Source organism: Pseudomonas sp. PDNC002 (assembly GCF_016919445.1).
Lineage (GTDB): Bacteria > Pseudomonadota > Gammaproteobacteria > Pseudomonadales > Pseudomonadaceae > Pseudomonas.
In genome coordinates, this window is record NZ_CP070356.1 from 3461194 (window position 1) to 3481920 (window position 20727).

Consider the following 20727-nt stretch of genomic DNA (forward strand, 5'->3'; position numbering starts at 1 on the left):
ATCCTGATCCTGCTGGTGGTTGCCACCGCGGTGTTCTGGGTCAGCCATCAGTGACAGCGGTGCCGGCGGGTCGCACTGCGGCCCGCCCGGCGCCCACCTTCCTACATACCGGCGAAATGCAGCACCAGCTGCACCAGCCCGTAGAGCAGCAACACGAAGACCAGTGTGAAGAGAATGCCCATGGCGATGAAGTGACTGGGCTTGCCGTGGGTGAAGTCGCGCGCGCGGTTGCGCCCGCTCTGCACGCCGAAGGCCGCCGCCAGCACGCTGTGCAGCATCTGCCAGAAACTCGGTGGCTTGTTCTGTTGCTCATCCATCGTTCGTCCCTCCTTTGCTTTCAAGCCTAGCCCAGCGCTAAAGCTCGATTTGCGTCCACTGGCGCTTCTGCCACATCACCGCGAAGATCGCCGAGGACAGCCCGCGCTGCAGGATCTGCATGCTCCAGATCGCCAGCAGTCCACCGCCCAGCACCGGGCCGACCAGGTAGGCCAGCGGCAGGAAGAACAACCACTGGTTGCCCAGGCTGACCGCCATCACCGTGCGTACCGCGCCCGCGCCAAGCAGCGCCTGGGTCAGCACCAGCGCCGTGGCGTCGATCACCATGCCCATGCCGGTGAGCATCAGCGGCACGCGGCCCAGCTCGATCAGTGCGGGGTCGCTGACGAACAGGCCCAGGATGGCCCCGGGGAATATCCAGAACGGCGCACCCAGCAGCGCCAGCCCACACGCGGCTACTTTCACCACGTCCCAGCCCCAGCGGTGTGCGCTGTCGAAGTCGCGCTCGCCCATGCTCTGGCTGACCAGCGTGGTGGCCGCCATGCCCAGGCCGACGCCGGGGAGGATCAGGAACAGCGCCAGGTTGATCAGCACGTGGGCCACCGCCAGCTCGCGGGTGCCGACCTGGGCGATGATCCAGAACAGCAGGGTGATGCCGGCGGCGAAGAAGAACTGTTGCAGCGAGTTGGGCAGTGACAGGCGCAGCATGGTGCGGATGTCGCGCTCGCTCGGCAGTTGGGGGCGGAAGCCCTGGACGCGGGCATCGCGCCAGGTGATCCAGGCGTAGATCGCCGAGCCGATGTACAGCGCCAGCGTGGTGCCGAGCCCGCTGCCCACCGCGCCCATCTGCGGCAGACCGAACAGCCCATGGATCAGGCTGTAGCTGATCGCCGCGTTGGCCAGGTGCATGACCACCAGGGTGCGCATGTACATGCCCGAGCGTCGGGTGCCGTTCCAGTAGCCGCGGAAGGAGAAATTCAGACCCACCGCCAGCACCGAGAGCGCGCGCCACTCGAAATAGGGGACGCCAACCGCGAGGACGTCGGGATCGTGGGACAGCGCGCGGATGATGGGCTCGGCAAACAGCAGGCAGATCAGCGTGATCGGCAGCGACAGGCCCAATGCCACCAGCAGGCCGCAGTTGAGCGGCCCCGCCATGTCCTGCTGCCGGCCCTCGCCGCGGCGTCGTGCCACCAGTGCTTGTACGCCCGCCCCCAGGCCCATCACCAGGGAAATGGCGACGAAGTTCGCGTAGCTGCCGATGCCCACTCCGGCCAGGGACTTCTCCCCGAGGTGGCCGACCATGGCTGCGTCCACCAGGTTGAGCAGGCTCTGGCTGAGCATCCCGCCGATGATCGGCAGGCCCAGGCTGAGGATGTTCTGGAACCGCTGGCGCTCTAGCATGGCGTCTCTGGGCAGTGTGCTTCCGGCCTGTTGTGGGAGTTCGGCGCGCCTGTGCCGGTCAGGCGCCGCTGAAGGAAATCCTAGCCGAAGCGGTAACTCGACGCTCCGTTCTCATCGGAATCTACCTGCGTAAAACGCGGAAAGCACTTGCGGAAATTTCCGGTATTTGTGTGAGGTGCATCACGTTTCGGCCTTGGCGATGGGGGCCGGCGTACTACGCTGAATCTCAATTGACCAGGGCAAACCTGTGCGAAAGCCAGGGACGCAAAGCCACCGATCTACAGCCCGGAAGGGCCATGACCGCGGGGTTGCCAAGCTGGCCGGACGTTCGTCCGTGCCTTCTGCGAGCCGCGCGCTCGGCAATCTTCCTACGTCCCGGTGAGCCGCCTGATCAACGCTGTACGGGTTGATGGTTGTGGGTTGGCCAAAGGGAGCGCGCCGATGAATCAGCCGTATCAGGTCCAGTACACCTACGGGTTCGCCCGGATGGCCACGCGGGACCAGGTGGTCTTCAAGTCGATTGTCGGACTGCTCAGTGGCCGGACGCTGGCGCGTTGGGCTTATGTCGAAGGTGCCCAGGCCGATCTGCTGATCCAGGGGGAGGAAGGTGAGCCCCGCGTGCAGTTGCGCATCGCGGCAGGCGATCCGCTCTGGGTGCACTGGCCATTGCGCGCCAGCGAAGTATTCGATTGCCTGGAGCGTGCGGCACGCGCCATCGGCCATCGGCCCGCCGAGAGCAGTGGTGAAACCCTGCGCCTGAAGCACTGGCCCGCCGCTTCCTCGATGCAGGGCAATCCCCATTATCTGCGGCTCGCGACCTTGCTCTGCGCAAGATCGATGAGCCTGGAAGAGCTGTGCGAACGCTCTGGCGCTCCCCGTGCCGTGGCTGAAACCTTCCTCGGTCTGATGGCCACGCAGCAACTGTTGCTGCGCAGCGAGCCCGCGCCGGCCGCCAGTCCGCGTCAGGCCGTGGCGCCGGTGGGGCTGCTGGCGCGTATCCGTCGGCATCTGGGCCTGGACAGTGCCGCCGAGGCTGGCCGATGAGGGAGTACAAGATCCTCTTCACCGGCACCATGGGTGCCGGCAAGACCACCGCCATCGCCGCCATCAGCGACATCGAGCCGGTGAGCACCGATGTGCAGAACAACGACCCGAGCCTGGACAAGGCGCGCACCACGGTCGGCCTGGACTATGGCGAAGTGGTGCTGGGCCCCGACGAGCGCCTGCGCCTCTACGGCACTCCCGGCCAGGCGCGCTTCGCCTTCATGTGGGGCATCCTCGCCCGCGGCGCGCTGGGCCTGGTGATCCTGATCGACAACTCGCGGCCGGACCCGCTGGGCGACCTGCGGGTTTACCTGGATGGTTTCGCCGAGTGCCTCGCCGATGCCCCCTGCGTGATCGGTGTCGGACGCTTGCCGGGCCATCCCAGTCCGGGCCTGGACGACTACGCCAGCGCATTGGCCCGGGCGGGGCACACCTTCCCCGTGGTGGAAGTGGACGTACGCGAGGCCGAGCAGGTGCGCATGCTGCTCGACCTGCTCCTGCTGCAACTGGAATGCACGGTGGCCTGAGGCCTCTGGAGTCGACGATGGAACACGCCCTGACCGGTCTGCCCGAACGACTGCGCCTGGATGCGGAGCAGGCGCTGGACGAGCTCAGCGCCAGCCTCGGAAGGCTGAACGCCGCGGTGATCGCCACCACGGACGGCTTCGAAGTGGCCTCGCGCGCCGGCAAGGGGCTGGAAGTCTCCAAGCTGGCGGCGATGGCCTGCTCGATCTCGGCGCTCGGTGCGATGGTCGGCCAGGAGAGCGAGGTAGGCCCGCACCAGAACGTGATCGTCGAAGCCAACGAGGGTTTCATCGTCATCGTCGACATTCCCCATCCGAGCCACCCGATGATCCTCAACCTGGTGGCCCATCGCGAGGAAATGCTCGGCCAGGTGCTCTACCAGGCCAAGCGCATGGCAACGCGGCTGGCGGATCTGTCGCTGGCTGGTTGAAACAAACGGCTTCGCGGCGGGCGCGACCGCGGGGCATCCATAAAAGGACGCGCACTCAAGGAGTAATCGCTATGGCTGCACTGCAACAATCGCTGGACGAACTGCTGAGCCTGGACGGCGCCCTGGCGTCGGCCGTGGTGGACGCCAAGAGCGGCATGCTGCTGGGCCAGGCGGGTGGTGGCGTGGACCTGGAACTGGCCGCCGCGGGTAACACCGAGGTGGTCCGCGCCAAGCTCAAGACCATGAAGTCCCTGGCGCTCAACGACGTGATCGAGGACATCCTGATCACCCTGGGCCGGCAGTACCACATCATCCGTCCGATGGCGAAGCACGAAGGCGTGTTCATGTACTACGTGCTGGACAAGGTGAAGGCAAACCTGGCGCTGGCCCGGCGCAAGCTGCAGGAGGTCGAGGCGCAGGTCGCGATCTGAACCCCGGCAGGAACCAGGGCGGGCAGGGGAGGTTCGCCCGATGTTCTGTTCACGGACTGGCCCTTTTCGGGCCAGTTTCGTTTCAGCTCGACGCGGGTTCAGGCCAGCAGCAGTTGGGCGAGGCGCGCCGCATGCCCGCGCAGTTCCGGCACCGCCGTGGCTTCCCAGTGTCTGGCGCGCAGCATCGGGCTGAGCAGGTGCAGGTTCGGATGCGCCACGCCCTGGGCGTCCAGCAGCCGGTAGTCGGCGTCGGTGTCCAGGCCCAGCCCCTGCGTGTCCTGGTGGATCACGCCGCGCTTGAGCAGGCCGCACAGCAAGGGTTCGCGGACGGTACGCAGGTTGGTGCACGGACCGGTGCAGTTGATCAGGAAGTCGAAGCGTTGCGTCGTGGCCTGCGACGCGCCACGGCGCTGGATCTGCAGTGCGATGCCGTCCGGAGCCGTCGTCGCCGCCATGACCCGGCCGGCCTGGACGCTCAGCTGCCCGCTCTCGCGCAGGTCGCGGATGCGTTGTGCCACCGGCGGTGCCGCGCGGTGCCGGTGTACGTCCCAGTAAGGCTGCAGGTGGCGCAGGAAGCGGCCGCGCTCGGTGTCGTCGAGGGCCTGCCAGAGCTGTGGTGTGACCGGGCGCAGCGCGGCGATCAGGTCGCGCCAGTCGTGGCCGTCCTGCGCCGCCTGGCGGATCAGTGTGCGCAATTTGCGTAGCCGCTGGTTCAGGCCCATCTCGCCGAGGAAGGATGCCGGCAGCTCCGGCAGCCGCGGATGGCTGGCGTTGTCACGGTGCGCCTGGGGCAGCAGCGCCCGGCGCGACAGTGCCTGCAGCGGCCCTTGGTGACCCTGGTCCTGCAGGGCGAGCGCCATGTCGTACATGGTCAGCCCGGTGCCCAGGAGCAGCACGCTGGCGCCGGCGGGAATCGCCTCCAGGGCGCCCGGCGTCCAGGGATCGCGCAGGTAACGGGGATCGTGCTCCAGCGTCTTCAGCGGCGAAGGTGTGGCGGGAGCGAAGTTGCCGGTGGCGATGATGACCTTGCGGCTTTCCAGCGGCTGGCCGTCATCCAGCAGCAGGCGCAGGTGATCGCCATGCTCGCTCAGCTCCAGCACGTGCTGGCACAGGCTGCTGAAGCGCACGCCGGGGGCGGCTTCGGCGATAGCGTGGCCGAGGCGGTCCTGCAGGTAGTCGCCATAGAAGCGCCGGGGCAGGAAGTCGCCGGGTTTCGCCTCGGGCATCTGCCGGCGGGCAAAATCGAGGAAGTCGGACGGTTGGTCGGGGAACAGGCTCATGCGCTCGGCCGGCACATTGAGGATGTGGCTGGCGGAGCGGGTGCCATAGGCCAGGCCGCGGGCCAGGCGTCCGGAGCGGTTGATCAGGGACAGCCGCAGCGGCCCCCTGGCGTTGCGCAGCAGCTGGATGGCCAGTGCCGTGCCGCAGAATCCGCTACCGATGATGGCGATGTGTTCCATGCAACCTGCTCCTTGCAGACAACCGTGATGAATCAACGCTGTCGAGTCCGTCCGCCGAGGTCCGGCAAGGACCTCGGCGGGTGCAGCGCTTACTCGAACAGGCCGTGCCAGCAGTCGCTCAGCTCGCCCAGTTCGAAGGATTTCGCCCAGGACTGCTTTTCCAGCCACAGGCGGGTGGTCTCACGGTCGGCCTCGGTCAGGCTGCCGACGTTGTTCAGGCACAGGTAGCCGGTGAACTCGCCATCTTCGGTGGCGCCGCCGACGAAGACCCAGCCTTCGGACTCGACGAAGGCAATCCACTGGTCGAGCACGTCGTCCAGCTCGCCGGTGTAGTTCACTTCGAGGCTGAAGCCGAACTCCTGGAACTCGCCCAGGCGCAGCTTCTTCTGCAGGCGGCGTTTGCGCGGTTTGGCCATCTGTTCGGGGGTGAGGTATTTCATCTGTCTTTCTCTCGTCAGGGGAAGTCCGGCGGGTGGCCGGCTTCAATCCATGGTGTCCCGGGTGATCCGCACATCGGCGAACCAGAGCTTGCGCCAGCGCTCCTTGCGCTCTGGCAAGGGCAATTGCGCCGGCGATGCCGGTTGGGGCGCGCCCAGGGTGACGGGATTATCCAGTATCTGGGCGTTGAGTGCAGCGTAGGTTATCCCGCCGTCCTTCCAGAGCACGCAGGTCAATACCCCGCAGCATCGGCAAAGCAGGAAATCGACGGTGCTGCTGCCGTGGCGATAGCGCTGCGAATCGGCGTCCGACCGGCAATGAATGGCAAGCCTGCCGTGGGGATCGGAAATGTAGGCCGCGCCATGTCTGCGGCAGAAGGTGCAATCGCAGGCGCGCGGTGTGTAGTCGGCGGGATCGCGGCTGAGTTCGAGGCGAACGGCGAGGTTGCCGCAGTGGCAGCTTCCCTGAAGCGGATAGTTCATGGCGCCGGCTCCGGTCGGTGATTGGCCGGAGCTTGCCGCCCTGCGCCGTGCCGGGCAAGCCCGGTCACGGCGCCAGGGGAATCGCCTTACGCGTCGTAGCCCAGGTTCGGCGACAGCCAGCGTTCGCTGGTGCCGATTTCCTGGTCCTTGCGCGCGCTGTAGCGTTCGATCTGGTCCTTGTCGAGCTTGCCCACGGCGAAGTACTGCGCCTGCGGGTGGGCGAAGTACCAGCCGCTGACGGCGGCGGCGGGGAACATGGCGTAGTGTTCGGTCAGGGTCACACCGGACAGGCCCTTGGGGTCCAGCAGCTGGAACAGCGTGCCTTTCTCGGTGTGGTCCGGGCAGGCCGGGTAGCCGGGCGCCGGACGGATGCCGACGTACTGCTCCTTGATCCGCGCCTCGTTATCGAGGTGCTCGTCCGGCTGGTAGCCCCAGTATTCCTTGCGCACGCGCTCGTGCAGCCATTCGGCGCAGGCTTCGGCGAGGCGGTCGGCCAGCGCCTTGACCATGATCGCGCTGTAGTCGTCGCCCTTGGCCTCGTAGGCCTTGGCCACTTCCTCGGCGCCGATGCCTGCGGTGGTGATGAAGCCGCCGACGTAGTCCTTCACGCCGCTGTCCTTCGGTGCCACGAAGTCGGCCAGGCTGAAGTTCGGCTTGCCGTCGGGCTTGATGGTCTGCTGGCGCAGGTGGTGCAGGGTGGCCAGCTTGTGGCCGTCGTCGCCGTACACTTCCAGGTCGTCGTGGTGCACCTGGTTGGCCGGCCAGAAGCCCAGCACGGCACGGGACTTGATCAGCTTCTCGTCGATCAGCTTCTTCAGCAGCGCCTGGGCGTCGTTGAACAGGCTGGTGGCCGCTTCGCCGACGACTTCGTCGGTGAGGATGCGCGGGTACTTGCCGGCCAGGTCCCAGGAGATGAAGAAGGGCGTCCAGTCGATGTACTCGACCAGCACGTTGAGGTCGATGTCATCGAGCACCTTCACGCCGGTGAACGAGGGCACCGGCGGCTGGTAGCCGGCCCAGTCGAACTTCGGCTTGGCGGCGATGGCCTGCTCGTAGGTCAGGCGCTCGGTGCGCGCGCTGCGGTTGGCGGTGCGCTCGCGGACTTCCGCGTACTCCTCGCGCAGCTTGCGCGCGTACTCGGGCTTCATTTCCTTGGACAGCAGCGTGGTCGCCACGCCCACCGCGCGGGAGGCGTCGGTGACGTAGACCACCGCATCGTTGCTGTACTGCGGGTCGATCTTCACCGCGGTGTGCGCCTTGGAGGTGGTGGCGCCGCCGATCAGCAGCGGCAGGCTGAAGTTCTGCCGCTGCATTTCCTTGGCCACATGGACCATCTCGTCCAGCGACGGGGTGATCAGGCCGGACAGGCCGATGATGTCGCACTTCTGCTCGCGGGCGGTCTGCAGGATCTTCTCCGCCGGGACCATCACGCCCAGGTCGACGATGTCGTAGCCGTTGCAGCCCAGCACCACGCCGACGATGTTCTTGCCGATGTCGTGGACGTCACCCTTCACCGTGGCCATGAGGATCTTGCCCTTGGCTTCGGGCTTGTCGCCTTTCTCTTCTTCGATGAAGGGGATCAGGTGCGCCACGGCCTGCTTCATCACGCGGGCGGATTTCACCACCTGCGGGAGGAACATCTTGCCGGCGCCGAACAGGTCGCCGACCACGTTCATGCCGGACATCAGCGGGCCTTCGATGACCTCGATGGGGCGCGCGCACTTCTGCCGGCACTCCTCGGTGTCTTCGACGATATAAGTGGTGATGCCTTTGACCAGCGCATGTTCCAGGCGCTTCTCGACGCTATGGCTGCGCCATTCCTCGTTCTCGACTTCCTTGGTGGCGCCGCCGCCCTTGTAGTTATCGGCGATGGCGAGCAGGGCCTCGGTCGCGTCCGGGCTGCGGTTGAGCACCACGTCCTCGACCTTGTCGCGCAGCTCCTTGGGAATCTCGTCGTAGATTTCCAGCTGGCCGGCGTTGACGATGCCCATCGTCAGGCCGTTCTGGATGGCGTAGTAGAGGAACACCGAGTGGATCGCCTCGCGCACCGGGTTGTTGCCACGGAACGAGAACGACACGTTGGACACCCCGCCCGAGGTCAGCGCGTAGGGCAGGTTGTCACGGATGTAGGCGCAGGCCTCGATGAAGTCGACCGCGTAGTTGTTGTGTTCCTCGATGCCGGTGGCGACCGCGAAGATGTTCGGGTCGAAGATGATGTCTTCCGGCGGGAAGCCCACTTCGTTGACCAGGATGTCGTAGGAGCGCTGGCAGATTTCTTCCTTGCGCGCCTGGGTATCGGCCTGGCCGGCTTCGTCGAAGGCCATCACCACCACGGCGGCGCCATAGCGCTTGCACAGGCGGGCGTGGTGCTTGAACTGCTCGACGCCTTCCTTCATGGAGATGGAGTTGACGATGCCCTTGCCCTGGATGCATTTCAGGCCCGCTTCGATCACCTCCCACTTGGAGGAGTCGATCATGATCGGCACGCGGGAGATGTCCGGCTCGGAGGCGATCAGGTTGAGGAACTTCACCATGGCCGCCTGCGAATCCAGCATGCCTTCGTCCATGTTGATGTCGATCACCTGGGCGCCGGCTTCCACCTGCTGCTGCGCCACTTCCAGCGCTTCGGCGTAGTTCTCCTCGCGGATCAGCCGGGCGAACTTGGCCGAGCCGGTGATGTTGGTGCGCTCGCCGACGTTCACGAACAGCGAGTTGCGGTCGATAGTGAAGGGTTCCAGGCCGGACAGGCGGCAGGCTTTCGGGATATCCGGGATGGCGCGCGGCGCGTACTTGGCCACGGCCTTGGCGATGGCCTCGATGTGGCCCGGCGTGGTGCCGCAGCAGCCGCCAATGATGTTGAGGAAGCCCGACGCGGCGAACTCTTCCACGACCACCGCCATTTCCGCCGGGGTCTCGTCGTACTCGCCGAAGGCGTTCGGCAGGCCCGCGTTGGGGTGGGCGGAGACGTGGGTCCCGGCCTTGGTCGCCAGCTCTTCCAGGTACGGGCGCAGCTCTTTGGCGCCCAGGGCGCAGTTGAGGCCGACGGAGATCGGGTTGGCGTGGCGCACCGAGTTCCAGAAGGCCTCGGTGGTCTGGCCGGACAGGGTGCGGCCGGAGGCATCGGTGATGGTGCCGGAGATCATGATTGGCAGCTCGACGCCCAGCTCTTCATAGACGCCCTGCACGGCGAAGATCGCTGCCTTGGCGTTGAGGGTGTCGAAGATGGTCTCGATCAGGATCAGGTCGGCGCCGCCCTCGATCAGGCCGCGGGTGGACTCGCTGTAGTTTTCCACCAGCTCGTCGAAGGTGACGTTGCGGAAGCCGGGGTCGTTGACGTCCGGGGATATCGAGCAGGTGCGGCTGGTCGGGCCGAGGACGCCGGCGACGAAGCGCGGGCGGTCCGGGGTTTCGGCGGTCTTGGCGTCGGCCACTTCACGGGCCAGGCGCGCGCCCTCGACGTTCATCTCGTAGGCCAGTTCCTGCATGTCGTAGTCGGCCTGGGACACGCGGGTGGCGTTGAAGGTGTTGGTCTCGAGGATGTCGGCGCCGGCATCGAGGTAGGCCTTCTCGATGGCCTGGATCACGTCCGGGCGGCTGAGCAGCAGCAGGTCGTTGTTGCCCTTCACGTCGCTCGGCCAGTCGGCGAAGCGCGCGCCACGGTAGTCCTCTTCCTGCAGCTTGTAGCTCTGGATCATGGTGCCCATGCCGCCGTCGAGGATCAGGATGCGCTCCTTGAGGGCTTGCTGGAGGGCTTGCAGGCGAGCGGCGCGATCGGACATCGGAGGTACCTAGGAAGAGGCGTGACAAAGGGTCGCTGATGATAGCAAAGCTGCACGGCTTTCCGGTGGTTCGCGGTTTTCCATGAATTTCGCTCATGTTGGCGGCCACCCTGACTTGACAGCCTGTCAACCGCGCCCCGGCCGGACCTGACAAGTCCGGAACTGCCCGCCGGCGAGCTTGCTGGAAGAATTCACGGCACAGGGCGGCAAGGTGAGGAACGTTCGTGTAACCGGCCGCCCGCCAATGGAATCCAGTGCCCAAGGAGACGCCCCATGTCGCAGAACACCAACACCCTGATGCTGTTCTTCAAGGAACAAGCACCGCACGAGCTGTGCGTGCTCACGCTGGTCAACCTGATGCGCGATGACCAGGACAAGGCGTTGGAGTACCAGCAGCGCCTGGGCGTCGATCTGGCCGGTATCTGGCAGGACGTGTGGTTCAACCAGCAGTTCAGTGCCCAGCCGGAATACATTCGCCTGGATTTCGATACCTCGGTGAGCAGCAACCTGCCGCTGCAACTGCTCCAGGACCTGTTCGAGCGCGGCCTGCGGGCGGCGGTGATCGAGGTGTTCCATAGCCAGGTCGGCGAGACCCGGCGCCACCATTTCCTCGATGGCAAGCTGGTCAACCGCTCCGATCTCTACGATCGCGAGCCACTGATCGAGCCGCTCGTCAGCGCCCAGCTGGATGCCGCGCAGGAAGAGGGCGACGAGGACACGAGCGTCTGCGTGGCGCGGCCGGTGCCGCTGCGCAAGCTGATCGAGGAGGAGCGCGAGCAGGAGGAGAAGGCCAGGGCGCTGGTGCAAGGCATCACCGAACTGGCCAAGGTGGCGCGCCAAACCGGCGTGGGCCCCGGCGGCGTGATCAAGACCGGGCTGGTGCTCTGGCAGATGGGCAAGGGCTTGCTGCACGCGGTGATCTTCACCGTGCTGGCGCTGGTGTTCTTCAAGGGCTTCTGGATGTGGCTGGGCGTCGGCGTGGTGCTGACCATCGTTCTGCCGCTGCTCTACGGCTGGGTCGAGTACAGCGATCTCACCGAGGACCGCGATGAGCCCGAGTCGCCCCAGGGCGCCGACTGACCCGTCGTGTTCCGGTCCCGCAGTCGTGTCCCCAGGAAATGTGAAGCGCGTCGCAGCAAAATGCGAAGCGCGGTCGCACCCATCTATGCGCAAAACCTTGCCATGCGTATGCTGGCGCGCGGCGAACAGGTAGTGGCTATCTGCCTGCTCGCCGTGGGCGCGCTGCCAGGGTCGCTCGCCCGATCATGAAGCCGGCAGCACTGCAAGACCGGCGCGGATGGAGTGTCCGGCGCGGCTGGCCGCCGGACAGGAGCTATGGATTGGCGACATTGGACACGGACGCGTTCTCGCAACTGCTGACGCTCTATATGCGGCGCATTCGCGCCAGCGCCTCCGGCGTGGCGACGGAAATCGGCCTGAGCCGCGAAGCGGTCAACAATTGGCGCAATGGCCTGTCGCTGCCCAATCCCAAGTCCCGTGACAAGCTCATCGCCTGCGCCCGCTACCTGCGCCTGACCGAGCAGGAAACCAACCGCCTGTTCAGCGCCGCCGGTTTCGAGCAGGAGTTCCCGCTGCAGGTCGAGACCGCCGGTAGCGTGCCCTTCGCGCCGTACATCGAATCGCTGTTCGACCAACTGCGCCGGCTCACTCCCTATCCCATCGTCCTGCTGCTGTCCCAGGCGCACTGGGGGCAGCCGCCTTTCCGCCAGGAACTGCTCGGGCGTGCCCGGGCGATCTATGGCGAGCAGTCGGTGCTGCACATCCAGCCGCCGTTCAGCGCCAGCACGGCGAGCGCCGACTACTTCGCTGCCATTGGCCGCCAGTGCGGCTTCGCCGATGTCGCCTCGGACTACGAGTTCGAAGCCGCGCTGGAACGCCGATTGCTGGCCGGCGAGCGCCTGTTCTGCCTGGTCAGCCGTTTCGAACAGGGCACCCCGGAGCTGCGCGAGATGCTCGCCGGCATCCTGCGCAGCCTGAGCGAGATGCACAGCGGTCGCCTGCACCTGCTGCTGTGCGGCGGCGAAGGGCTGGCCGATCTGAAGTACCGCAGCGGCGACCTGTCGCTGCTGAATATCGCCCATGTCAGCCACTGGTCCGAATTGACCCTGGCCGACCTGACGCTGCTGGCGCAACGCCGCTGGCCGGAACGGCGTTTCGACCAGGCGATGCTGGGCGAATTGCTGGAAAGCTGCGGTGGCCACCCGGCGCTGGCGGAGGAGGGGTTGGAGTGGCTGGTACAGCACGACGGCCTGAGCAACGATTCGCGCCGCGCGCTGCATGAGTTGCTGTCGGGCAGTGCGCGCCTGTGGCAGGCCTTCCTGCCGCTGTCGGAGACCGAGCCGTCGCGCCAACGCCTGCGCGAACGGCTGGAAGCGACCGATCTGGGCCGCGCCAGCCCCTACCTGGCTGACGGCGAGCTGCGTCGGCTGTTCTGGAACAACCTCATCACGGTCCGCGGCCAGGGTGACTCGGCGCGCCTGGCCTGGCGCTGCGAGATCATCCGGCAGACCGGCCTGCAGGTCCTGGACGCATGCGTCGAGGTCTGAGCAGGCAGCGCGGCGCGGTCAAGCCGCGCCGGCTGCTGATCATCGCGGCGCTGACCTTCCTGCTGGCCAGCGCCGTGCTGGCGCCGCGTTTGAATCCGTTCACCCGCGACGCCGCGCTGGGCAACGAAGCCTTCGAGCAGTTCTTCGGCGAAATGGCCGGCTGGCGCACGGCGATGATGCAAGCGCAGATGGTCGAGGGGCACTGGCCCGCCGATATCCAGGCGCACGCGCCGGCGTTTTCGGCGCCGATCCTCAGGGTGGTGTCGCCCGTCCCGCAACGCCTGGTGATGACCGTCATCGATCGCGACGACCTGGGCGACCTCGCCGGCAAGCAGGTGATCGTCGACATGCCGCCGCAGAGCAGCGAGTGGAGCTGCCACCCCGGTAGCCCGCCGGTGCCCAAGCGCTACCTGATGTCCGGTTGCCTGGTGGAGGATGGCGAGGCACCCGCCGACAGCCCGCTGGTGGAGAACCTGCGCTGGCTGGTCATGATCTGCCTGCTGCTGTTCATCATCGCCGCGCTGCTCCTGCTGTTCCGCCATCCGTTGCTGGGGCCGGTGCAGCTGCGCCCGCAGCGCCTGCTCGACACCGAACCGGATGACCTGCGCCGACTGGACCGTCTGCTCGGCCTGCTGGGCCGGCGCAAGGCGACGCTGCGCGCCGCCGGCGTCTCGGCGGCCAGTTGGCAGCAGGCACTGGATTTCGCCGGTGCCGAAGCCGAACAGCGCGTCCAGGCCCTGGCCCTTGCGTTGGGCGCCAGTTGCCAGGTGAGCTGGGGCTGGTCGCTGCCGGGACGGGTGTTCGAATGGAAGCTTCCGGACGACGTGCCGGTGTCCCTGGATCGCTGCCTGGTCTACGTGCCGGCGGCGGAGGAGAACGAGGCGCGCATCGTCCAGTACCTGCGCACCTCGCATAGCGGCCTCGACGTGATGCTGGTGCTGCTGCGCGAAGGGCAGCCGCAGCTGCTGACGTATTGCGCCGACACGGCCAATCTCTGCGTCGCCATCGAATCCCGCGAGCAGACCCGTTGGCTGCTCGCCGACAAGCCGGGCGAACTGCTGCTGCGCTCGCTGGCCGCGCAGCTGCGCCTGACTCGTATCTCGCCGTACCAGACCCGCGGTGGCGTCGTGCGCGCCAGTTCCTTCTTCGGCCGCGACCAACTGCTGGCGCGGGTGCTCAACCGCGAACCGGCCAACTACCTGGTGGTCGGTGGGCGACAATTGGGCAAGAGCAGCCTGCTCAAGGCCGTGCAGCGACGCCTGGAGGACCATCCGCAGATGGTCTGCCACTACGTTTCACTGCGCGACCATCGCCTTTCGCCGCGCCTGGCCCTGCAATTCGGCCTGGCGGCGGACAGCCCGCTGGAAAGCGTCATCGCGCATATCGCCACGCACCATGCCGGCAAGCGCCTGTTCCTGCTGATCGATGAGGCCGACCTGTTCTTCCGCGACGAAGCCGCCCACGGCTATCCGCAGCTCTCGACCCTGCGCGCGTTGAGCGAGGAAGGGCGCTGCTGGTTCATGCTCGCCGGCTTCTGGGATCTCTATGCCACCGCCGTGCTGGACTACCAGTCGCCGCTGCGCAACTTCGGCGAGGTACTGACCATCGGTGCGCTGGAGCGTGAAGCCTGCCGCGACCTGGCCAGTGTGCCGCTGGCACGCCTGCGCCTGGGATTCGCCAGCGATACCCTGCTGGAGGACCTGGTGGACGCCAGCGGACAGCGCGCCAACCTGGTGGCGATCCTCTGCCAGGAATGCCTGGAAGCCCTGCCGCCCGGTGCGCGGGTGATCGAACGGCTGCAACTCAAGGGCGCCCTGGCGTCCCAGGCGGTGCAGGACGCCCTGGCCGGCTGGGGCCGCCTGAGCCAGGACGACGCGGCCTGCCGCCTCGATCGCATCCTCGTCTATCACACCGCCCGGCATGGCCACACCAGCCTGGCGCAACTGGTCGAGTTGTGCGGCGAGCAGGTCGACGCGGTGGCGCTCAAGGAGTCCCTGGCCCGACTGCAACTGGCCTTCGTCCTCAAGCGCGGAGACGAGGGCTACGTGTTCGCCGTGCCGTTGTTCGCCGGCCAGTTCGAGCCCGAGGAGCTGCCGCTCCTGCTGCGCCACGAGCTTGCCGCGCTGGTGCGCGACACGCCCTAGTCGAAAGGCGCGCAGCCTAAGTCTTCGCGAGTTGATAGACTTTCAGGCGTTATTGTTCAAGGAACGCCTCCATGCTCCCCCGGATTCTCGTGCTGCTGGCCCTGCTGATGGCCAGCCTGGGCCTGCGTGCCGAATCGATGTCCTATACCCGCGATATCCAGCCCATCTTCACCGAGAAGTGCGTGGCCTGCCACGCCTGCTACGACTCGCCGTGCCAGCTCAACCTGACCGCCGCCGAAGGCGCGCAGCGCGGGGCGAACAAGTTGTCGGTGTACAACGGCACGCGGACCAAGGCGCAGGACCCCACGCGACTCTTCCTCGATGCCCATGGCGCGGACGCCTGGCGACACAAGGACTTCTGGTCGGTGCTCGATGGCCGTGGTAGCCAGGCGGCGCTGATGGCGCGGATGATCGACCTGGGCCATGCGCATCCGCTGGTGCCCAACGCGAAGATTCCCGATGGCCTGGACCTGTCGATCAACCGCACCAACCAGTGCCCGACGCCGGACAGCATCGACGACTTCGTGGCGAAGAACCCGCGCAGCGGCATGCCGTTCGCGGTCACCGGCCTGACCGACAAGCAGCTCGCTACCATCAAGACCTGGCTGGTCCAGGGCGCGCCGGTAGACCAGCAGGCCTGGCAGCCGGGCAGCGGCGAGGCGCAGCAGATCGCCGAATGGGAAAGCTTCCTCAACCAGCCCGGGGCGCGCCAGAGCCTGGTATCGCGCTGGATCTACGAGCACCTGTTCCTGGCCCACCTGTACTTCACCGAACGCGGCGAGCCGGGGCACTTCTTCCAGCTGGTGCGTTCCACCACGCCCAGCGGCCAGCCCATCGACCCGATTCCGAGCCGGCGCCCCAACGACGATCCGGGCAGTACCTTCTATTACCGCCTCTGGCCGATCCAGGGTGTGATCGTGCACAAGACGCACATCACCTATCCGCTCAACGAGGCGCGGCTCAAGCGTAACCAGGAGCTGTTCTACGGCACCGCCTGGACGACCGACAAGGTGCCCGGCTACGGCCTGCAGCATCGCGCCAACCCGTTCGTAACCTTCGAGGCGATTCCGGCGCGGGCGCGCTACCAGTTCATGCTCGACAACGCAGAGTACTTCGTCCGCACCTTCATCCGCGGGCCGGTGTGCCGTGGGCAGATCGCCACCGACGTGATCCGCGACAACTTCTGGACGGTGTTCCAGGACCCGGACCACGACCTTTACGTCACCGACCCGAAATTCCAGCGCCAGGCCTCGCCGTTGCTGGCGCTGCCGGGGCAGATCGATGACGTGGGAGCGATGCTTTCGCAGTGGCGCTCCTACCGCGACAAGCGCAACAAGTACGAAGAGCTGCGCCAGGATGTCTACGACGATGCGCCTGCGCCGACCTGGGCGGACATCTGGGCCGGCAACGACAATGCCGTGCTGAGCATCTTCCGCCAGTACGACAGCGCGTCGGTGCGCAAAGGCCTGATCGGTGGCGTGCCGCAGACCCTCTGGTGGATGGACTATCCGCTGCTGGAACGCACCTACTACGGACTGGTGGTGAACTTCGACGTGTTCGGCAACGTCGCCCACCAGGCGCAGACGCGGCTGTACTTCGACCTGATCCGCAACGGCGCCGAGCAGAACTTCCTGCGCCTGATGCCGGTGGGGTCGCGCAAGAAGCTGCTCGACGACTGGTACCAGAGCAGCGGTAAGCTGAAGATGTGGGCCGACTACTACACCACCGACAGCGACGCGCCGACCGGGCTGTTCCTGCCGGAGAAGGGCGCCAAGCTGGCCTTCGCCAAGCAATTGCTCAAGCACTACGTGGCGCTCAATGCACGGCCCGACCCGATCAACCTGTGCGAGAACGGCGCCTGCTACCGCAACACCGTCGCCGCGCCGCTGCAGGATGCCGAGCAGGCCTTCAGCCGCCTGGTCAGCCGACCGGCCGCCGGGCTGCCGGTGATCGACCAGTTCCCCGAGGCGACCATGCTGCGCGTGGAACTGCCCGACGGCCAGCGCGAGATCTACACCGTGCTGCGCAACCGTGCGCACAGCAACGTGGCCTTCATGACGGGCGAGTCGCTGCGCTACCAGCCGGGGCTGGACACCCTAACCATCTACCCCGGCGTGCTTTCCAGCTACCCGAACTTCATGTTCAACCTGAAGGCGGGCGAGGTGGGCGATTTCGTCGGCGCGCTGGAACGGGTGAAAACCCCGGCGGACTTCGAGAAAGTGGCGGACCGCTGGGGCATCCGCCGCAGCAATCCGCAGTTCTGGTTCTACTTCCACGACCTGGATGCCTACCTGCGCGAGACCGAGCCGGTGGAGGCGGGCGTGCTGGACATGAACCGCTACGAAAACCTGTGATGTCAGGGGCTGCGGGCAAACCCCTCACCCTAGCCCTGGCTGCGCGCCCCGCTCCAAGGGGAGAGGGGACCGTCTGGTGCAGGGTGAAACCTTGGCGTCAGCCGGCACGGACAGCTCCCTCTCCCTGTGGGAGAGGGCTGGGGTGAGGGGATGCACGGCACGGTTTCTCCGATAGCAGCCGTTCTTCTTGCCCGCTGACCCCAGCTGCGAATTATTCCTACTAAATCAGTAGGGCTTTATCCCTCACCACCGAATGGCGTAAACTGGCGCCACGTTTGCGAGGAGTTGCCATGAGCGCCATCACCATTACCGAAGCCGCACAGGATTACCTGGCCGAGCTGCTGTCCAAGCAGGACACTCCCGGCATCGGCATTCGCATCTTCATTACCCAGCCGGGCACCCAGTACGCCGAAACCTGCATCGCCTATTGCAAGCCGGGCGAGCAGAAGCCGGAAGACACCCCGGTCGGCCTGAAGGACTTCACCGCCTACATCGACGCGATCAGCGAGCCGTTCCTCGATGACGCCGTCGTCGACTACGCCACCGACCGCATGGGCGGCCAGCTGACCATCAAGGCGCCGAACGCCAAGGTACCGATGGTCAACGAAGACAGCCCGATCACCGAGCGCATCAACTACTACCTGCAGACCGAGATCAACCCCGGTCTGGCCAGCCATGGCGGCCAGGTCAGCCTGGTGGACGTGGTCGAGGACAATATCGCCGTGTTGCGTTTCGGCGGCGGTTGCCAGGGCTGCGGCGCGGTCGAGCTGACGCTCAAGGACGGCGTCGAGAAGACGCTGATCGAGCGCATTCCGGAGCTGAAGGGCGTGCGTGACGTCACCGACCACAGCAACAAGGAAAACGCCTACTACTGAGTGGCGGGCGAACAGCGAAAAGGCGACCTTCGGGTCGCCTTTTTCGTTTCCACCGCCAGCCCGCGCTGGATTACGGCTGGATGCCGTCCAGCAGCGCCTGGGCGCGTTGCGCGGCGGCGGAACTGCCGTTCAGGTCGGTGCCGACCACGCTCAACACCGCGTAGCCCTGGGTCAGCAGGTAGGCATCTTCCTGGCGCTCGCGCGCATTCGGGGCTTTGGGGGCGGTCAGGTTCACCTGTGCGCCGCCGCTCGGGTCCGCCTGCACCGCGAAGACGATGGGCGACCAATCGCTGATCGGCGCATAGACCACGCCGCGCACCTGGGCGGCTTCGCGGGCCGGGTAGTTGAGGTTCAAGCCCTGTCCGACAGGCAGTCCCAGCAGGTTGACGGCACAGGCTTCGTCGGCTTTGCCGCATGCGCGGCGTGCCTCACGTCCCGCCGCCAGCGCGCGGTCGAGCACGCGCAGCGCCAGTCGGGCGCTGTCGTCCATGGCGTCGCGGGTGCGTCCGAGGCCGGCCTGGGGATCGCGCTGCATCAGCGGCAGGTCGATGGCGGTGGACACCGCCATCGCCGGCACGCCCCGGCGCATGGCCCAGAGCGCCGCGTTGAGGGTGCCGGACATCTGGATCAGCGGTCCCGTGTTGTCACCGAAATTGCTGCCGGAGACCACCAGGTCCGGCGGGTTGTCCTTGAGCAGCAGATCGAGCCCAGCGTTCACCGCGTCCACCGGCGTACCGATGGCCATGTTCTTGCCGGCCGCCAGGGCGAAGCCGGCGGGAGCGCCGACGCAATACTGCTGGTCGGCGAGGCGGGTGATCGAGAGCGCCTGGCCGGGCGCGACCACGCTGGCGGCGCCGATGCCGCTGTTGTCGGTGTCCGGCGCGACCACGGTGACGCGATGCCCGGCGGCACTCAGCTCGCGGTACAGCGCCTGGATGCCGGGTGCGCGGCAGCCGTCGTCGTTGGTGAGGAGGATGTTCAGCGCACTGGCCTGGGTCGCAAGGCCAAGGCTGGCCGCCGCGATGGCAGCGCGGAGGAGGTTGTGCATGAGGCTTTCCTTGTTCGGCGAAGCAAAAGACAAAGCCCGCGCGGTGTCCCGCGCGGGCTTTCGAAAGTGGCCTTACTGGCCGAGTTTGCGCATGTTGGCGGCGGTGAAGTAGTTGGCGTCGTAGTCGGCGCTGTTCAGCTTGGGCGCCGGCTGTTCGTTGGCCATGCGGTCGGCCAGGTAGGAGCCGGCGATGAGGTCATGGAACAGCGCCACCCGCGCCTGGTTTACCTGGATGTCGTAGGCGTACACGGTGGTCTGCATGTTGGTGCGCCACAGCTGGCCACGGGAGTCGTAGTTGTCGGCCAGGGCGGCGGACCAGCTGTCCTCGTCGAGGTACAGGGTGCGCTTGCCGTAGATGTGCCGTGCGCTCGGTTTCAGCGTGGCTTCCACCACCCACACGCGGTGCAGCTCGTAGCGCATGAAGTCCGGGTTGACGTGGTTGGGCGTGAGGATCTGCGAGTACTTCAGCGCCGGGTCGTCGAGCTTGTAGTTGTTGTAGGGGATGTAGATTTCGCGCTTGCCGAGCATCTTCCAGTCGTAGCGGTCCGGTGCGCCGTTGAACAGGCGGTCCTCGTCGATGGTGCGGAAGCCGCCCGCGCCGGTGGGCGTGTCATAGCCGACGGTGGGCGCACGGCGCACGCGGCGGGTGCCGGGCAGGTACTGCCAGCTCTGGCGCGGGCTGGCGACTGGGTCGAAGAACTCGTTGCCGCCGATGATCTCGCCCTTGGAACGTACCGGCTTGAGCGTGGTGATCATGAAGTGGCTCATCACGCCGCCGTCATAGTTCTGCAGCGAACCGGTCGGCGAGCACCAGGGCGCGAGGATCTGGTAGTGCACGGTCTGCAGCGCCTGGTTGCCGTTGGAGTAGATCACCGCCTGGTCGTAGACGGCTTCCTCGCTGTTGGCGCGGGCCTGCAGGGCGTGGTTCCACATCAGCTCGTAGCCATCCTTGGGGATCGGGAAGGGCGAGGCGCCGAAGGCGTTGCGTACGGCATTGCCGCCGTCCACCAGCTCGGCGCTGGTGGCGTTGGCCTTGATGTTGGCCTCGATCTTCTCGCTGAAGCGGAAATCGCGGTGCGAGGGGTAGACCGGCATCTTGAACGTGTCGGGATAGCGCTTGAACAGCGCGCGCTGGCCGTCGGTGAGGTGCTTGGAATACTGCTCCATGTTCTGCGCGGTGATGACGAACAACGGCTTCTCGTCGGCATAGGGATCGGCATAGCGGCTGCCGGGGCCGTCGTACTTCACCTGGGGCGGCGCGCCGCGCCACTTGCCGGTCCACGCGGGGATGGTGCCCTCGGCATTACCGGCTTTCTCGGCGCCCATCGGGGTGAGGTCCTGGCCGAGGCGTGCAGCCTCTTCGGGGCTGACCTTGGCCTGGGCCTGGGCGGACAGGCAGGCGAGTCCGGCGGACAGCAGCAGGGCGGGCAGATAAGTCTTGCGGTTCATGGTCTGGCTCCTTGGGCTGGG

17 protein-coding genes and 1 riboswitch are annotated in these 20727 nt (G+C 66.5%); of the genes, 9 read left to right on the forward strand and 8 right to left on the reverse strand.

The annotated features are described in order from the left end of the window. Window positions 1-101: 101 nt before the first annotated feature. Together JVX91_RS15970 and JVX91_RS15975 are read right to left on the reverse strand one after the other, a co-directional pair. A complete protein-coding gene (locus JVX91_RS15970) occupies window positions 102-317 on the reverse strand; it encodes a DUF2970 domain-containing protein (protein WP_205335173.1) in 216 nt (71 codons plus the stop codon). A 37-nt stretch (window positions 318-354) separates the two neighbouring features. Continuing rightward, a complete protein-coding gene (locus tag JVX91_RS15975; protein WP_205335174.1) occupies window positions 355-1680 on the reverse strand; it encodes an MATE family efflux transporter in 1326 nt (441 codons plus the stop codon). A 228-nt stretch (window positions 1681-1908) separates the two neighbouring features. Then, a riboswitch (cyclic di-GMP riboswitch) is annotated at window positions 1909-1996 on the forward strand. Between the two features lie 125 nt (window positions 1997-2121). On the opposite strand from JVX91_RS15975, the gene JVX91_RS15980 reads away from it, so the two are divergent. The 4 genes from JVX91_RS15980 (at window position 2122) to JVX91_RS15995 (ending at window position 4110) form a co-directional block, all read left to right on the forward strand. Next, window positions 2122-2724 carry a hypothetical protein gene (locus tag JVX91_RS15980; RefSeq protein WP_205335175.1) on the forward strand — a complete coding sequence of 201 codons (603 nt, stop codon included), beginning with the start codon at window positions 2122-2124 and terminating at the stop codon, window positions 2722-2724. Beyond that, entirely contained in the window at window positions 2721-3251 is a 531-nt protein-coding gene (locus JVX91_RS15985; RefSeq protein ID WP_205335176.1) for a GTP-binding protein, read from the forward strand. The genes JVX91_RS15980 and JVX91_RS15985 overlap by 4 nt, the downstream gene beginning before the upstream one ends. Before the next feature lie 17 nt (window positions 3252-3268). Then, a complete protein-coding gene (locus JVX91_RS15990; RefSeq protein ID WP_205335177.1) occupies window positions 3269-3679 on the forward strand; it encodes a hypothetical protein in 411 nt (136 codons plus the stop codon). Window positions 3680-3750: 71 nt separating this feature from the next. Further along, a complete protein-coding gene (locus tag JVX91_RS15995) occupies window positions 3751-4110 on the forward strand; it encodes a hypothetical protein (RefSeq protein WP_205335178.1) in 360 nt (119 codons plus the stop codon). Between the two features lie 98 nt (window positions 4111-4208). Here the strand turns inward: JVX91_RS15995 and JVX91_RS16000 are convergent, their stop codons facing one another. The 4 genes from JVX91_RS16000 to metH form a co-directional block, all read right to left on the reverse strand. After that, entirely contained in the window at window positions 4209-5570 is a 1362-nt protein-coding gene (locus JVX91_RS16000; RefSeq protein WP_205335179.1) for an FAD/NAD(P)-binding protein, read from the reverse strand. A gap of 89 nt (window positions 5571-5659) precedes the next feature. Then, the gene (locus JVX91_RS16005; protein WP_205335180.1) at window positions 5660-6010 is read right to left on the reverse strand and encodes a 50S ribosome-binding protein YggL; all 351 of its coding nucleotides are present in this window, start codon (window positions 6008-6010) and stop codon (window positions 5660-5662) included. Window positions 6011-6052: 42 nt separating this feature from the next. Then, window positions 6053-6490, reverse strand: a complete 438-nt coding sequence (locus tag JVX91_RS16010) for a hypothetical protein (protein ID WP_205335181.1) — start codon at window positions 6488-6490, stop codon at window positions 6053-6055. 86 nt (window positions 6491-6576) lie between these two features. Then, entirely contained in the window at window positions 6577-10269 is a 3693-nt protein-coding gene (gene metH, locus JVX91_RS16015; RefSeq protein ID WP_205335182.1) for a methionine synthase, read from the reverse strand. A 273-nt stretch (window positions 10270-10542) separates the two neighbouring features. On the opposite strand from metH, the gene JVX91_RS16020 reads away from it, so the two are divergent. From JVX91_RS16020 to nfuA, 5 genes are all read left to right on the forward strand, one after another. Next, a complete protein-coding gene (locus JVX91_RS16020; protein ID WP_205335183.1) occupies window positions 10543-11349 on the forward strand; it encodes a hypothetical protein in 807 nt (268 codons plus the stop codon). A 260-nt stretch (window positions 11350-11609) separates the two neighbouring features. Beyond that, complete coding sequence (locus tag JVX91_RS16025; protein ID WP_205335184.1) at window positions 11610-12836, forward strand: hypothetical protein; 1227 nt, start codon at window positions 11610-11612, stop codon at window positions 12834-12836. Further along, window positions 12821-14980, forward strand: a complete 2160-nt coding sequence (locus JVX91_RS16030; RefSeq protein WP_205335185.1) for an ATP-binding protein — start codon at window positions 12821-12823, stop codon at window positions 14978-14980. The genes JVX91_RS16025 and JVX91_RS16030 overlap by 16 nt, the downstream gene beginning before the upstream one ends. A gap of 71 nt (window positions 14981-15051) precedes the next feature. After that, a complete protein-coding gene (locus JVX91_RS16035; protein ID WP_205335186.1) occupies window positions 15052-17334 on the forward strand; it encodes a fatty acid cis/trans isomerase in 2283 nt (760 codons plus the stop codon). A gap of 290 nt (window positions 17335-17624) precedes the next feature. Beyond that, window positions 17625-18209 (forward strand): Fe-S biogenesis protein NfuA, encoded by a 585-nt coding sequence (gene nfuA / locus JVX91_RS16040; protein ID WP_205335187.1) that lies wholly within the window; start codon window positions 17625-17627, stop codon window positions 18207-18209. 70 nt (window positions 18210-18279) lie between these two features. Here nfuA and JVX91_RS16045 read toward each other — a convergent pair whose 3' ends face one another. Further along, window positions 18280-19257 carry a 5'/3'-nucleotidase SurE gene (locus JVX91_RS16045; RefSeq protein ID WP_205335188.1) on the reverse strand — a complete coding sequence of 326 codons (978 nt, stop codon included), beginning with the start codon at window positions 19255-19257 and terminating at the stop codon, window positions 18280-18282. Between the two features lie 72 nt (window positions 19258-19329). Beyond that, the gene (locus JVX91_RS16050) at window positions 19330-20706 is read right to left on the reverse strand and encodes a DUF1329 domain-containing protein (protein WP_205335189.1); all 1377 of its coding nucleotides are present in this window, start codon (window positions 20704-20706) and stop codon (window positions 19330-19332) included. Between the last annotated feature and the right edge of the window lie 21 nt (window positions 20707-20727).

Excerpts from the sequence above, each read along its gene's own strand:
- JVX91_RS15970 (WP_205335173.1), bottom strand. The coding sequence starts at position 317 with ATGGATGAGCAACAGAACAAGCCACCGAGTTTCTGGCAGATGCTGCAC.
- JVX91_RS15975 (WP_205335174.1), bottom strand. The coding sequence starts at position 1,680 with ATGCTAGAGCGCCAGCGGTTCCAGAACATCCTCAGCCTGGGCCTGCCG.
- JVX91_RS15980 (WP_205335175.1), top strand. The coding sequence starts at position 2,122 with ATGAATCAGCCGTATCAGGTCCAGTACACCTACGGGTTCGCCCGGATG.
- JVX91_RS15985 (WP_205335176.1), top strand. The coding sequence starts at position 2,721 with ATGAGGGAGTACAAGATCCTCTTCACCGGCACCATGGGTGCCGGCAAG.
- JVX91_RS15990 (WP_205335177.1), top strand. The coding sequence starts at position 3,269 with ATGGAACACGCCCTGACCGGTCTGCCCGAACGACTGCGCCTGGATGCG.
- JVX91_RS15995 (WP_205335178.1), top strand. The coding sequence starts at position 3,751 with ATGGCTGCACTGCAACAATCGCTGGACGAACTGCTGAGCCTGGACGGC.
- JVX91_RS16000 (WP_205335179.1), bottom strand. The coding sequence starts at position 5,570 with ATGGAACACATCGCCATCATCGGTAGCGGATTCTGCGGCACGGCACTG.
- JVX91_RS16005 (WP_205335180.1), bottom strand. The coding sequence starts at position 6,010 with ATGAAATACCTCACCCCCGAACAGATGGCCAAACCGCGCAAACGCCGC.
- JVX91_RS16010 (WP_205335181.1), bottom strand. The coding sequence starts at position 6,490 with ATGAACTATCCGCTTCAGGGAAGCTGCCACTGCGGCAACCTCGCCGTT.
- metH (WP_205335182.1), bottom strand. The coding sequence starts at position 10,269 with ATGTCCGATCGCGCCGCTCGCCTGCAAGCCCTCCAGCAAGCCCTCAAG.
- JVX91_RS16020 (WP_205335183.1), top strand. The coding sequence starts at position 10,543 with ATGTCGCAGAACACCAACACCCTGATGCTGTTCTTCAAGGAACAAGCA.
- JVX91_RS16030 (WP_205335185.1), top strand. The coding sequence starts at position 12,821 with ATGCGTCGAGGTCTGAGCAGGCAGCGCGGCGCGGTCAAGCCGCGCCGG.
- JVX91_RS16035 (WP_205335186.1), top strand. The coding sequence starts at position 15,052 with ATGCTCCCCCGGATTCTCGTGCTGCTGGCCCTGCTGATGGCCAGCCTG.
- nfuA (WP_205335187.1), top strand. The coding sequence starts at position 17,625 with ATGAGCGCCATCACCATTACCGAAGCCGCACAGGATTACCTGGCCGAG.
- JVX91_RS16045 (WP_205335188.1), bottom strand. The coding sequence starts at position 19,257 with ATGCACAACCTCCTCCGCGCTGCCATCGCGGCGGCCAGCCTTGGCCTT.
- JVX91_RS16050 (WP_205335189.1), bottom strand. The coding sequence starts at position 20,706 with ATGAACCGCAAGACTTATCTGCCCGCCCTGCTGCTGTCCGCCGGACTC.